Annotated in this window: 5 protein-coding genes; all 5 read right to left on the bottom strand. The window is 59.2% G+C overall.

Features of this window, described 5'->3' with window-relative positions; translation table 11 throughout:
* Window positions 1–209: 209 nt before the first annotated feature.
* The gene (locus NKI38_RS28125; RefSeq protein ID WP_352663445.1) at window positions 210–1,568 is read right to left on the bottom strand and encodes a hypothetical protein; all 1,359 of its coding nucleotides are present in this window, start codon (window positions 1,566–1,568) and stop codon (window positions 210–212) included.
* Entirely contained in the window at window positions 1,565–7,771 is a 6,207-nt protein-coding gene (locus tag NKI38_RS28120; protein ID WP_352663443.1) for a protein kinase domain-containing protein, read from the bottom strand. Before NKI38_RS28120 ends, NKI38_RS28125 begins: the two co-directional genes overlap by 4 nt.
* A 31-nt stretch (window positions 7,772–7,802) precedes the next feature.
* Entirely contained in the window at window positions 7,803–8,462 is a 660-nt protein-coding gene (locus NKI38_RS28115) for a 4Fe-4S single cluster domain-containing protein (RefSeq protein WP_352663441.1), read from the bottom strand.
* Window positions 8,459–10,324, bottom strand: a complete 1,866-nt coding sequence (locus tag NKI38_RS28110) for an AAA family ATPase (protein ID WP_352663439.1) — start codon at window positions 10,322–10,324, stop codon at window positions 8,459–8,461. The genes NKI38_RS28115 and NKI38_RS28110 overlap by 4 nt, the downstream gene beginning before the upstream one ends.
* Before the next feature lie 324 nt (window positions 10,325–10,648).
* The gene (locus tag NKI38_RS28105) at window positions 10,649–14,023 is read right to left on the bottom strand and encodes a TM0106 family RecB-like putative nuclease (protein ID WP_352663437.1); all 3,375 of its coding nucleotides are present in this window, start codon (window positions 14,021–14,023) and stop codon (window positions 10,649–10,651) included.
* Window positions 14,024–14,239 lie beyond the last annotated feature (216 nt).

Here is a 14,239-nt window from a genome sequence, read left to right as displayed (position 1 = left end):
CAGATCGACGCCTCTACCCGCTCAAGGTCTATGAATATCGCGCCATCGCAGAACGAGGCGCCCCTCCCGCGGAGCGGGTTCGTGCATGAGGCGCAAACCGGCCAGCCGCCGCCATTGCAATGCCGGGTCGGGCCAGAAGTCCACTGCGATTATCCAGCATTGCCTTGCGCGGAAATGCATTATTCGTCCGCAGGCATGTTTCTAGGAAGTCAGTTTTTCGTAACCCGCGAATTGTGGGTGCTAGTTAACAATGCCGAGTGCGACGCAGAGTCGATGGATGGAACGGTCTTGACTGGCGTCGCGCCAACCCCCAGCGCCTTAACTATGGAGAGGCCTCCCCCATTTGCCGCTAACAGCTTCTGCAGAGCTTCGAAGTCAGTGCAAAACTCCTTTTCAGCTCTCACATCGCGTCCGACGTCACTCAGCCGATGCGGATCATCAAATGCAACGGTCCTGATCTGGAGCAGGCTTTCAGGATTTCCACCCAGCTCGACGCCATAGTCAGGCGACTTCGAGCTTCGAAGCACGACGCGACCGTGCTCTACCCAAGCTGTCTCCATACCTTGCCGGACTTCGTATCCCAGCTCTGCCAGCCCCTCCAGCATCGCGCGCCTTCGGAGAGACATCGCTTGCACATTCCTGATGGTTTCAAGGGCTAGCTTTGCTTCATCCAACGTAGTCTGCAATCTATCTATAGTTACCCCGGGAGCAAGCGCTTGCTCTACCTTCAGAATGAGACTGTCCGCGACCTGACCTTCAATTGAAGCGAATTCCGCGCGCACTCCCTCGAGCTGGCTCCTGATTTCAATCTTGTGAACGGCTTCACGCCGCGCAGCCGAGAGATCTATGGTGAGGCTGTCGGCCAAAAGGCCGCGCCGAGTGCCACTTTCTGTGGAGACCGTGTCTAAGCGCGCGGCGAAGGTCGTAGCCGCCTCCGGATCGAAAATACGCAGTTCGTCCAATTTCCGGTCGAGTGTAGCGACGAGAGGGTCGTCCACAAAATCCGCGCTTTGCTCTTCAAGCCAGGCAGCGAGGCTCGTGCGTTCTTCTCCGACACCAAGTGAATCAGCAAGCGTGCGCTGTCGATCGGATATGGCCCCATCTGAACTTGCAGGAGCCAATTCGTAAAATGCAGCGCTGATGGCTTTTCGAATAGCCTCGTCCGAGTGCCGGGACGGATTCGAAAGCTCATCCGGCACCGGCAGGCCTTTGTCGTGCAATGATCTCGCGAGTGTTTCTGCTGAGCGCTTGAGTTGATGAGCACGCTTCCTCGCCGTGGCTGCTGAATCGGCGGCTGCATTCATGCGCCGGTCCATGTCGGATTTGAGGAACGAGATTTCTGCGGGAACTCGCTTCTGCACTTCCTCAAAATTGTCGGCAGCGAGCAGGGCTCGCATCGCCCTCACCCGATCGCGCGTCTGTTCAATGTCTTGCTTGTCGACGCATCGATTCCTCTCACCGAAACGTTCCCAAGAACCAACCATTGCCTCGAAAGCAGCGATCTGGCCTTCGCAGATTGCAACCAGTTCCTCACGAGTAACAATTCGCACCACCTTCGGGCCGCTCATTCCGCCGCCTCCCTGTACAATGCACTTTCAATAGCTGCCTTAAGCCGTAGCCGCTCTTCGTCACCGGTGTGATACCAGCCGTGGGAAGATGCGCGATAGACTTGTGGGATTGCTCGACGCAAAACGGCCGGGCGCCAAATCTCCCTTGCACGGGCGCTTGCAAGAATTCGGTGCTGCGGGGCGTCGCACTCGATGCCGATGCCATAGAGCCCGGTTCGAGGATTCTCGATAGCGATGTCTATGCCGAAGGCGCTTCCATCGTTTGCGGCGTGAGCTGTGACGCCCAGGCTGGACACGTAGTCAAAAACAGACTTTGCGAACCCGTCGAAGTCACCGTCGTTCTCGTTCTGGTTGCCACTTCTTTCTGTGACCATGCGCCCAAGCAGTGTTCGCCCGGCTTCGAACTCGCCGCTCGACACAGCGGTTGCGTACTCCATGTAGCCTTGGAGATAGTCACGGGGAATGGAGGGGCGCCTTCGGCTCGCCAACATGTCCGATATCTCGGCAATTGGCATCGAAGTCACCATAATTATCTTAGATTTGGCGCGGGTTACGGCTACGTTTAGCCGACGCTCCCCACCCTTCTGCCCGAGCACACCGAAGTTTCTACGGAAGCTACCTTGCGCATTTCGCCCGAAGGTTGACGAAAAGATTATGTAGTCGCGTTCGTCGCCTTGAACGTTTTCCACGTTCTTTACGAAGAAGCCTACGTCCTCACCCTTCTCAACCCGATCTCGTTCCTTAGCCAGAATGGCACGAAACCATTCATCCTTGTCGGCGGCATCGTCCAGCATTTCCTCGATCAGGTCGGCCTGTTTTCGGTTGAACGTAACAACACCGGTGGTCGGAAGTCGTTCGCCAGATCTCCAGATTGCTGCGACGACTTCGACGACTTTCTGGGCTTCGGTTCTATTGGTCTGGTCCTGATATACACCGTCGACTTTGACGACCTCGATTGGGCGAGCTCTGCGTATCTCTTCGTCTGGATGCCTAACTGGAACGTTGAGCCGATTTGCATAGAAGGATGCGTTCGAGAAGCCTATGAGTTCGCGGTATTCGGACCGATAATGGATCTGTAGAGTGGTCGTCGGCAGAACTGCCTTGGCGAGTTGGAGCAAGTCTGGGCAGTCTTTGATCTCTCGCCGGTTCCAAGTCTCCTCGTAGCTTTCCCGCTCAGCTTCAGTGGCATTTTCCTCTGGCTCATCGCCATCGAAAACGTCGGCTTCGTCATTCTCAACTTTGCTGGAGAAGAAGGCGGTTGGGGGCATCTGCTTCTCGTCGCCGCTGACAATAACCACTTGCCCGCGAAACAGTGTCGGAAGTGCATACTCAACTGGCATCTGCGAGGCTTCGTCATAGATGACGATATCGAACAATCCCCGGCGAAGCGGCAAGACGCGGCTCGCCACGTCCGGGTTCATCAGCCAGACCGGACGGAGTTCCATTAAGCCTAGGTCCGGACCCTTCTCCATAAACTCGCGAAGTCGTTGAGCCCTTTGGCCCCGCAATCTTGTGATCGGCTCCCATTCCCGGTCAGATGCGACCTTGGTGAAGTCTATGCCGTTGGTCAGCATCTGTCGGTTTGCGCGGCGCATCGACTGCTCCGCCTCAAATAGAGACCGGACCTTGCTCTTCAGTTCCGCTGCCTCGTACAAGAGTACCGGATAGGCCGCTTCGAGGCGCGACTTCCAGACCAGAAGCGCCTCCCGCCTGATGATCCGACGCGTCTCGTCCTCAAGTCGTTCAGGAGGTATCGCCGCTAGGTCGTGCGACTTCGGCCTCAGCAGCCGGAAGATTTCAAGCGCCTCTGACGACAATGCACTGAGGCGCAGTCTGAACCGCTGATAGGGGTCCAATTTCGCCAATGTCCGCACGATCGGCTCGATGGCAGCGGCATTTGCTTGATCGACTTCGACCGCGTGGACGCAATGTGCGATCCATTTCTCTTCAAACCACTGCGCCAGATTACTAACGGCTGCTCGGCTGAATTGCTTCGCTTCGTATCGTTCGAACGCCTGTTCGATGCTATCCCTTAGACCCTCGAAGGCGGACAACGTTCCCGCCTTGAGAGTGGCTTCCATCCTGGCCGGCTCCGGATACGCCCGGGCAATATCGGCAAGTTCCTGCCCTTTGGAAACGGACAATGCTCGATCGGTCGCTAACCGAGCGAGATGCGTAGGGTCCAGTTCCGATAGCACGGTAGCTTGCTCTTGGATCTCGCCGAGCGCGGACACAAGTTCTCGCCTAATCGGTCTCAGGCTGCGCTCCCAAAGAGTTGCCTCAAGGAATGTGCGCGGCTCGTCGGGGTTTAGCGCGAGATCCGTGAGAAGCGCCCGTAGTTTTCTAGCTCGCATCCAGCGGAACGGATTTAATCGGCCCAGCGAAGACGGCTCCGCGGTAACGGAAGTGGCAAGGTCGATCGAACCCGAGAGCTCTGCATCGGAAAAAGTGACTGCCCGTTTGACATATCCAACCGGTGGGGGCGGCCCTCCGATCGCCACAAGCTTTTCGGCCAGTTGCTCGAGTCGCTTAACGAGCTGCAAAGCTGGGCTCAACCCGTCCGAATTCCGGCTGAAAAGGTCATGCCACCGAACGAGTTCGCTCCGCCGTTCTTCTGTGAGCCCGAGAAATTCCGCGTCGTGCGCCGTGTGCCAGCTTCGGTAGGGCTCTGGCTCTGCCATTGGGGACGCATTGGCGGTGCGAGCGAGAACACTGATACGCGCTGTCTCACTCCGTACGAACGCAATCAGGTCTTCTTTGAACGCCTCAACATTGGCCGGATCAGGGTTGAAGATTTTGAGCACTGCAAGGGGATTGTCTTCGAAGTCAGCGGGTAGCCAGTAACGCACATGTGGCCCGCACGTCTCTTCGAGCGCAGAAACCTCCGCCGGCACCAGGGCCGAGAGAAACCTGCGCAGCGCAGGGATATTCAACGGGGCGTGTCCCTGCTCTATTTTTATCAGCTCTCCGAGGATAGCGCGGTAGGTGAGTCCAGTTTGCTCATCCTCTGCATGCAGCGCCAGGTGATGCTTGTCGAGTTCACCTTCGACGGATTCAATGCGTTGAGCCAAGCTCTGGCGATCGCGACGCCACGCCTGGCCGGCAAATGCACCGCGCCGGCTTTCTAGCTGGTCTCGGATTGCCTTGAGCATCGGCTCGCGGTCGCCGTTCATGTCCGTGACCATAACAAGGCGGCCATCTAGCCCCTCGGCCACGAGCCTCTTCTTTACGACCTCAAGGGCAGCCTGCTTCTGGCAGATGACCAGCAGGCTCTTCTTTCTGCCGATCGCATCCGCGACCATGTTAACAATCGTTTGGCTTTTCCCCGTTCCGGGCGGCCCTTCGATCAGCAGGCCAGGAGCATTACGGGCTTCCAGAACTGCCGCCTCCTGTGAGGGATCACTGTCAACAGTGAAATACCTATCCACTTCAGGAATGGTAGCCCGGGTCGTCAGATTGGGTTCCGTTTCAGTGACCTTCAGAGCTGTTTCCAGTCCACTGCCACTTAGATCCTTACTCTTCAGTTGTCGCAGATCTTCAGCTATCGCCTGCCCCATGTAGGCAAGGTGGAAAAAAACAGCAGAGCAAGAGATCAGCGGTCTGCCGAAATCCGCTTGTGCATCCTTATTCGGCAGTCGGTCCAGCGTTCTGCCTGTGGGATCAGCGAGGTTGCCAAAGCCATCAACGACGTCGGAGGCAGTCAGGGTAGCTCGACCGAGGAGATCCTTTGCAGCGTCTTGCCAACGGCGTGCTGCATCTATGCCGATCATCCCCTCGAAAGCGGGATTGAGGCGAACCTCCTCCCGGTCGCGATCGAAGACAACCGATGCATGGCCGCGATTGCCGACCTCAGGGATGACCTTGACCGGCCACAGGAGGATTGGCGCTATCTTCGTCTTGGTCCGATCATCGCGATGAAGCAAAAACGGAAAGCCAAGATAAAGCCCGTCTATTCCAGTGTCTCGCTTGTAGAGCGTCGCATGGGAATGCAGCGCGCGCAGTCTCCGCTCAAGCGTCTCTGATACCGCGAAGGCTGCCGGATCCAGTTCCTCGGCTCTCTCGGTTCTGGCCAGCAGATGATCTAGTAGGGCTGCCGCCGGCCTTCTCTCGGTTCCGAGTTCGACGATGTCCACTCGCGGCGTCGTCTTCCCGATAACCATCCGCGTCAGTGGCCCTCGCAGAATGCTGCCGGTCACTTTCTTCGAGAAATAGTCGAGCAGCGTCGCGACGTAAGCCTGCTTTGGGGGTTCCTTCCAGTTTTGCGAGGCAACCGAGAGGAGCACGATCGCCCTCTCAATTGCTATTCGGCGATCGAGGCGGAAGCGGTCCGCCCATTCGTCGACGCGCTCGATCCCGCATCTGGCGAAGCCTTCGAGACGTTCGTCTATCATCCTGTGCAGGTCGCGCCGGGAGTTGCCCAGCAATTGACGAAGTTCGCCGCCCTCAACTGGTGGCACGCCCGCTCGACGTGCTTCTTCTTGAGCCCGGTCCACGATCTCGTCGACCGACCTGAACTGTGACACTTCGGCGGACAAAAGGAGAATTAAATCCTCCTCCGTCGTCTGGCGCCTCTCTATTAGAGAAACAAGGCCGGAATGCTCTGTATCGGGAAGGGTTCGCCGCCGGTCTTCCAACAGGGCACCCAGTCTCGCCTTCGACGTGGACAGGAGATGGATCTGGAGCTCTTCCTCGTCGAGAGCGATGCTGAATTGCTGTGCCTTTGACCGAACTGATTCGCCCCGCAGCCTTAAACGTTGAAGCCATTCTTCTGCGCCAAGGCGGCCTAAAAACTCGGTAGCCGGGCCGAAGATGAGTTCCGTTCCCTCCCGGGGGTGGTCGAGAAGCCAACCGGGCGTGACGATATTGCCTTTGACAACAAGCGGCATCGCCGGGTGAAGCACCTTGAGCGCCATCGCCAGCCTAAGATCCTCAGAAAGTCCCTCGAGGTGACCAAGACGTCGGATCGCGGACTGCATGGAGGGATCGAGGCCAGCGTCTTCAGCCCACGCGGCGATCACTCCACGCGCAGCTTGATTTCGTGCTTCGTCCCAATTGGCGGGTTGTGCCGCGGCCAGGGCATAGCCGGAGGCTTTCCTAAAACTCTTGCCGCCAAGGTTGATCCCGGCATGGCCTTCCGTGTCTACGCCATGCACGGCCTCAGGAGGTAATTCGACATGCTTGCCCTCAAGCCAGGCTCGAACTTCTTGCCACTGCCATCTGGTACGGTGATCCCGAGCAAGCAGCCCGTGCAGTAGCTGATTTACGCTCGGATCAATGTCGTTGGGAATTTCAACCCCGTTGGTCAGCACGTGGATTAGGAACGCCTGTTCGTTGACGCCTTGGAAGCAATTGCCGTCCGTAACTATCTCAAGTACGATTATACCGAGGCTCCACCAGTCGGAGGCAGATGCCACGCCGCCGGCGATGGTTTCTGGAGCCATGTAGCGAGTGGTCTCAAGAGGGGCGACCACGTCAAGATCGTAGTCAGAGAGCCTCGCCGAGCCGAAGCCTGTCACCACAAGATCCAGCGGATCGGCGCTCCTCACCAAGATGTTGGATGCCCTGAGGTCGCGATGTCTTAACCCGGATTGAGAGAATGACCCGAGCGCTTTGCCGATCTCATAGACGACACTCCGGACAGCTTCCAGGTTTTGCCCGTCAGGCCTCGCCTCCTCCAGAGTTCCGCCTTTGATGTCCTCGCTGATCTCATAGGTCCGGTCTTCCCACCGACCCACCTCAAAAATCTCAGGAAGGTGGTCATGGGGCATCGTTCTGAGAGCGTCGTACACCGAAACGTCGGGCTCAGAGCCGTCGGCAAATAAGGACAAGACGCCTGTTCGCTCGTTGTTGCCGTGCGAGACGACGAACCGTTCGCATACTGCACTCGACGACGGCAGTCGTCGTTCGATCGTCCAGCCCGCGATCTCCGTGGGTACATGAACCGAAACTGGTCCTGTATCTGGGATCGCGGAGTCTCCAAAGGACGATCGCTCCAGGCTAGCCTCGCCGACTTCGGCGCCGCAAACTATGCAAATGAGATCGCCTTCCGAGACTTCGTGGCCGTTCGGACAACGCCTCAAAGCTGACTTCTCATTTGGCGCAGTATCTTTGCCGTGGCCGCGTTCGCGGATCGGGACCAACGAAAGATCCCAGTTGCACGTAGCCCCATCTGGCAGTTGCCCCTGGCAGAAGATTTCGCTCAACGGGCGCTCAGTGTTGCAATTGGGGCAAAATCTAATCATGGCTTGTTCTATTCGATCGGTCTTGGCTCGTTTCGACGCGGTGCCCTTGGCTTGCCAATAGCCGGGCGAGGCGATTTAGATCTTCCTTGCCAGGAATGCCCGCCATCCAGATCTCGCCGGATGGATCGACCATCATATCGAGCCTTCTTTCGTCCGGCCGGATTGGCCGTTCAAAGGAGGCAAGGCGTGCCTTCCCCAATTCTGTCAAAAGATGGAGCCGCTGGTTGTCGCTGCCCCTCAAGGCAAGTATTTGGGTAGAGCCGATATCATAGGGATCGGAGATGAGAGCGTCGATAAGCCCGCCCATGTTACGAAGGTGGTGGTCAAGAGCCTCGACGGGGTATCCTGAATAGACCAGAACATCCAATCGCGATCCCTGTCGGATTGCCCGCAGCAGAGTGGCCAATGCGTTAGGCTGATCGAAAGGCTCTCCGCCCGAAATGGTGATGCCGCTTGCTTTTGGAATCCATCGCGAAACTGCATCCACAGCCTGCTCGACAGTCGTCATGCCCCTTTTTTGAGCCCAGGTGTCGGCTGAGATGCAGCCGGTGCAACGGATCGAGCACCCTTGAAACCAGATGCCGATCCGAGATCCGGGCCCCAGCGTTGTGACCGGGAAATGGAGCCGCGATAGAGCGAGGGGCGTTGTCATGTCAGTCTGCTGCTCTGGCTCAACGTCACCGACGTAACGGCTCCGTGCGTTATGTCGGTGATCTCAAACGAGCCGCCGGCTACGTCCGCGTCAAAGAGAGCGCGAGAAAGAGGGTTCGCCAAGTGGGCCTCGACCATGTTTCTGATACCGCGGCCGCCATTTGTCAGGTCGTGTAGACAGAGTTCGCGAAGCGCCGAGTAGGCATTCTCGTTTATCGCGAGGGCGTATCCCAAGGACTTGGAGTTCTCGAGAAGTGCGGAAACAATTTGGTCAAAAATCTGCTCCGCGACGGGGCGTCGGATAAAGTCGAATACAATGATGTTTTCGCCGATGCGGTTCAAAATCTCCGGCCGGTTTAGGACCAGCTTAAAGTGTCGTTCGATCTCGTCGCGAACCTTCGTTGCAACATTCTCATAGGGCTCGTCGGGTTGGACGCTTGCGACCCTCTGTCCCGCTCCATCAGTCTTGTAAATTCCCAGGTTGGACGTGAACAGGATGACTGCCTCTGAGAAGTAGACACGATCGCCGCGACCTGAGGTCAGGACGCCATCGTCGAGAATCTGAAGGAACTTATCGAGAATTCGCGGATGAGCTTTTTCAATCTCGTCGAAAAGCACGACACTGAACGGCTTCTCACGGATGGCGTTCGTCAGCTCTCCGCCGACGTCATAGCCTATGTAGCCAGGCGGCGCGCCGATTAGCCGTTGGTCGGCGTGCTCGGCACTGAACTCTGACATGTCGAAGCGGATATAGGCGGATTCGTCTCCAAAGAGCAGACTTGTCACAGTTTTTGCGAGCTCGGTTTTTCCCACCCCGGTGGGACCGGCAAGGAAAGCAACACCACGTGGTCGGTTGCCCGAACCTGTACGCCCAATGCCGGTAACGGCTCGCTTGATAATGTCGAGCATGTGGACCACAGCGTGATGCTGACCTTTTAGGCGAGAGGCAATAAACTCGTCGGCCCCCGCGATCTTCTTTCGATCAAGGCGACGCCACGGGTCTTCAGTTACCCCGACCTTGTATCGCCTTACGGCATCACCGATCTCGGAGACCCGCAGGCCTTCATTCCTGCTCAATTGGGTGATGGCGCTCATGTCGATCAGCAGCAGCCCGTCCGTAAGGCTTACAAACATATCGACTGCTATTTCGAGTTCGTTTACTGGCGTCTCTCGAGCGCCCGGCAGGCTCTGGAGGAGCGTGCCGGCGAGAGCCTTGCGGGTCATCCCGTCAGGCGGCGAAATCGCGATATGACGGATCCTCGGGTTGCCTACGGTGAGAAAGTCGGGGAGGTCCGCTTCACGATCTGCCAACCAGATGACTGTGTTGAAAAACGGTTTTCGGGCTTCGCCAGCGGGCCGCGTTGATGCTATGTGGGACACGACTTGCGCGCGTGAGAATAGCATGTGCTCGGCTGGGGAAAGCGCATCACTGCGGTTCACCATTCGCGATGCAAAATCAACTATCAGTGCGGTTGGCTTTTCCTTGGACCTAACAAACCCGTCAATCACCGCCGCGAGTAGTTCAATTCCAGCTCCCGATGGGTTCTCCGAACCCAGGCCCGCCTTCGCCATCGCGGCCTGCAGCTCATCGTCCGTTCCCCCATTTGGAAGGCTGAATCCGGAGAATGGCCGGAACGAGATGACTTGCTCGTAGCCGCTGCCCTTCAGTTCTCGTTCCAGACAATGCAAAAGAGGGACAGCGGCGATTGTACCCTCGTCGACTTCCGACGCCTGCAAGTCCCTGATGTTGCCTGTAAGCACGAACTGGCTTTTCAGCGACAAAAATCGGGTCAGATCTCTAAGCCAACGGGGCTTAGAATAGGAAGAACTGTTCATGCGCCCCCCGAGGCTGGCGCCTTCCATGACGCCTTTGCAGAAAGATGCCGGCCCACGATTGGATTGGAGTTGGACCGGACCAAACCTTATGTGACTTTTAGAAAACCAGGGTAGGAGAAAGTGGGATCTCTAGCCAAGTTTCCTTTGCGCCAATGCTTACGAAACCTAAATGCTAAGGCGACGATTACCGCAATTGTTATTCCAATGGCGAGACTGCCAAAAACTGAAAATTAGCAAAGACCGGGCGCCATGCTTCAATCAGCAAACGATCATTACCGCGTCCGATCTATTATTTCATGGGTCGAACCCCGAGCAGATTCAACGCGTTTTTGTTGTGCTCCCGAAGCCGGGCTACGAGAAACTAGAATCAACGACGCTAGCCATTTCGAGATAGCGGCAGAAGCCATTGGCGAGCTGCATCTGACGCGGCGTCCGACATTCCGGCTCGAACACGTCAGGATTGGCCACGAGAATGCACAGTGCCTTGGCGCGGGAGGTGGCTACATTGAGCCGGTTCGCGCTGTAGAGGAACTCCATGCCCCGCCGAGCGTCGGCATGACTGGAGGTCGTGACGGAATAGATCACGATGGGCGCCTCCTGTCCCTGGAACTTATCAACGGTCCCTACTCGCGCGCCCGGGAGGCGCGCCTGGATTTCAAAGACCTGCGCGTTGTAGGGCGCGATAACCAGAATGTCGTTTAGGGTGAGCGACGCCTCGTTATCCTCGCGGTCGCGCCACCGTGCGCCTGAAGCAAGGATACCCAGCACAATATTGCGGATGCGGTCGGCCTCCTCCGGGCTGGAATTCTGGTTGCCACCGTGCTGCACCCCGACATAGCGCAGGCCGCTGCCGCCAAGCGGGCCGGCCATCAGGATGGCCTGGTTCTCGAGACCGGGACGGGGAAGGAGGCGGCTTTCGTAGAAAAGCTCGGAGGTGAAACGGCAGATGTCGGGGTGGAGGCGCCAGGTCTGGTCGAGGAACAGGCCCTCGTCCTCGGCGATGGTCTGCCGTCCGCCGAGAAGGTGGTCGAGGGCCGAGACCTCCGTACCCTCGGGGTGCGAGCCTTGCATCGGCTGCTCAAGCTGCTGTGGATCACCAAGCAGGACAAGGCTGGCTGCGGCCGGCGATATGGCAAGCACGTTGGCGAGCGACATCTGCGCGGCCTCATCCACGAACAGCACGTCGACGAGGCCAGCTGCATCGGGCCGGGCCCACAGGAACCCCGTGCCGCCGAGGACGTGGTAGCCGCTTGCAAAGGCGCCGAGGGCTTCGGGGTTCTTCGTGGTGAAGGTGAGGTGCGGGACATTGTCTTCCGCATCCGTGACCTTGTGCAGGCACTGCAGGTCGAGGTCTTCCTTCGCTACTTCCTCGGCGGCCTTCGCGAGCAGGTTGCGAATGACCTTATGGCTGTTGGCGGTCACGCCGACGCGAAGGCCGGCCCTGGCCAGTGCAAGGATCGCGTGGGCGCCGGTATGGGTCTTGCCCGCGCCCGGCGGTCCCTGGATGGCGAGCACGCCCTGCAAGGCCGGGACGAGGCGACAGGCCGCATCGACCGCGCTCTCGGCCGGCTGGCGCAGCGCCGCGCCGCCGGCATCGGGCGGCCGCCGCAGCAGCAAATCGCGCGCCGGCTTGTAGGCACCGGGACCGCCGATGCCATGGTCGGCCACGTACTCGCCGATCTGCACCAGGGACTCGGCCAGGACAGCCGTGTCGATGTAGGTATGGGCAAAGATCGCTTCGGGGTGAAAACCGGCAGTGTCGCCCCGCTTCTTGATGTCGATGAAGCGATGTTCCAGGTCGACGCTCTCGACCTTGCCGAACCGCTCGCCGCCGACGCTGCGCAAATCCTCGCCGCCGCGAAACTCCGCGTCCTGCGGGGGAAATTGATAGCGGTGGATTGGCGCCTTGGCGGTTCCACCCACGGTATCCACGAACTCGAGGCCGGCGACGCCTGCCCGCTCGTCCTCCAGTTCGTCCGCGGACAGCGCCGCCAGCCGGAAATATTCCCACCAGATCGCCTTCTCTTCCCGGCGATGCCAGTCGAGCACGTTGGCCAGCACGTAGAGCGCCTGCTGCTCGGCGCTGCGCTCCGTGGAGTCCACCGGAATGCCATCGGTCAACTTGGTCACAAGCGCATCGATCCGCGCCTGCCAGGCTGTAATATCCGGCGGAGCGTCCTCTCCAGGCGGAGCTGGCCGCGGAATCTCGATGCCGGAAGCGATCGCGTCAGCCCGCAGGCCCTCCAGCCAGTCCCGGAGCCACGCCGTCGAGACGCAGTCATCTTGGTTGTAACCCGCAACGACGGCACGATCGTCCGCATTGATGCCGGCCGCGTCCCCGAGCTCCAGGCAGGCCTGCACCTTGCTCAAGGCATAGTTGGCATCGGGCAGCGACACCGCGCGTTCGAATTCGTAAAGCGGCTCCAGCCTCTTGATGGAATAGCTCTCGACGCTGGCGCGGATGGCGTGGCGGACCACCGCGTAGAGATCGACCAGGACCTGCCCGCGCAGCAGCGTGTCGATCTCTTCCTCGCACGTGGCGTAGCGCCCCATCAGGCGTTTGAGCGCGCCCACCTCATAGGCCGCGTAATGATAAATGTGCATGCCGGGATGGTGCGCTCGCCGCTCGATCACGAAATCGACGAAGCGTTCAAAGGCGGCCTTTTCATCGGCCGGCGTGAGGCACCAGTCGGCGACGTAGGTGAGCGCGCCCTCCGCATCCTTGAAGGCATAGCCGAAGAGATATTCAAGGCCGCCTTCGCCGACGAAGGGGTCGCCCTCTAGATCGAAGAAAATGTCGCCGTCGTCCGGCACCGGCAGGAGACACAGGCCAAAGCCCGGTTCTATCGGCAGCGCTTCATGGAGCACCTGCCCGGCCGCGCGCCCTGCGACCTGTATCCGGGCCTGCTCCCGGATGCGATTGTAGGACGAAGCGGCGCCGCGCTCCGGCTTCCACGGCAGTGGCAGGGGGAGCTCGGCCAGCGCAGTCATGGTTGCTACGTAGTGGCCGGCGAGCTCGCCGCGCTGCACGGCCGTGATCCCGGCCACAAGGGACAGGTGATCGTCCTGGTGGCGCTGGTCGTCGCATCGGCCGCGCCAGCGGCAGATATCGCAATGAGCGACCGGCTCCGGATAGGTGCCGCCGTTTCCGTTCAAGGACGCGACGAAGCGTTCGCGGACATTGCGGTAGTAGGCGGCATAGTCGCTGAGTCGAAACGCCTCCGGCTCGAAGCCGGTAAGGGGCGCGACAACGTAGGCATGTTCTGGCACGAGGCCCTGCACCTGCCCGACGAGGTCGGAATAGAGGCAGAGCTGCAGCACCGTCCCGCCCTTGGTTTCGCGGGCGAGCTTGGTGTCGATGACTTCATAGGACCAGGCGCCGAGATCGCTTGGCGTCTCGACGCGCCGAAGGATGTCGGCCCGGCCCGTGAAGGGCGGCGCGCGCAATGCCGCCTGCACGACGATCTGCGCGCCGGCGCGCATCGCCTCGATCGTGCTGGCCACTGAGCCGTCATCGATGCCCTTGCCCTCGATGACCGTGACCGCAAAGCCGGACGCACGCAGGTGATCGACATAGGCCGCCTCATGCACGGCGCCGCGCTGCTGCAGGATCTCGAGCAGCGGATCCCAGATCTTCGGCTTCTCAAGCGCGCCGCTCGCCACCTGAAGGTCAAGCGCCGTCAGGTGGAGGCAGTTCAAGTGGCCCACCAGGTCGGTGGCGCTCAACTGTAACTCGGAGCCGATTCTCAGCATAAACAAAGTCTACGCAGATTAGTGATAGTCCCGCAATTCGGGTGATATGAGCGCCGTCATCGCCCGAAATCCCTTTGCCCGCCGTCGTCCGGTGCGCGAAGCCGTTTCAGACTCACTCCAGGGGTCTTGTCAAATGAACTGAGTGGGCCGCGAGCGGAACGGCAGGATTGAAGGGCGGAGACTCGGAAA

The sequence above is a fragment of the Mesorhizobium sp. M0621 genome, from assembly GCF_040320745.1.
Lineage (GTDB): Bacteria > Pseudomonadota > Alphaproteobacteria > Rhizobiales > Rhizobiaceae > Mesorhizobium.
This window is presented reverse-complemented; position numbering and strand designations above follow the sequence as displayed.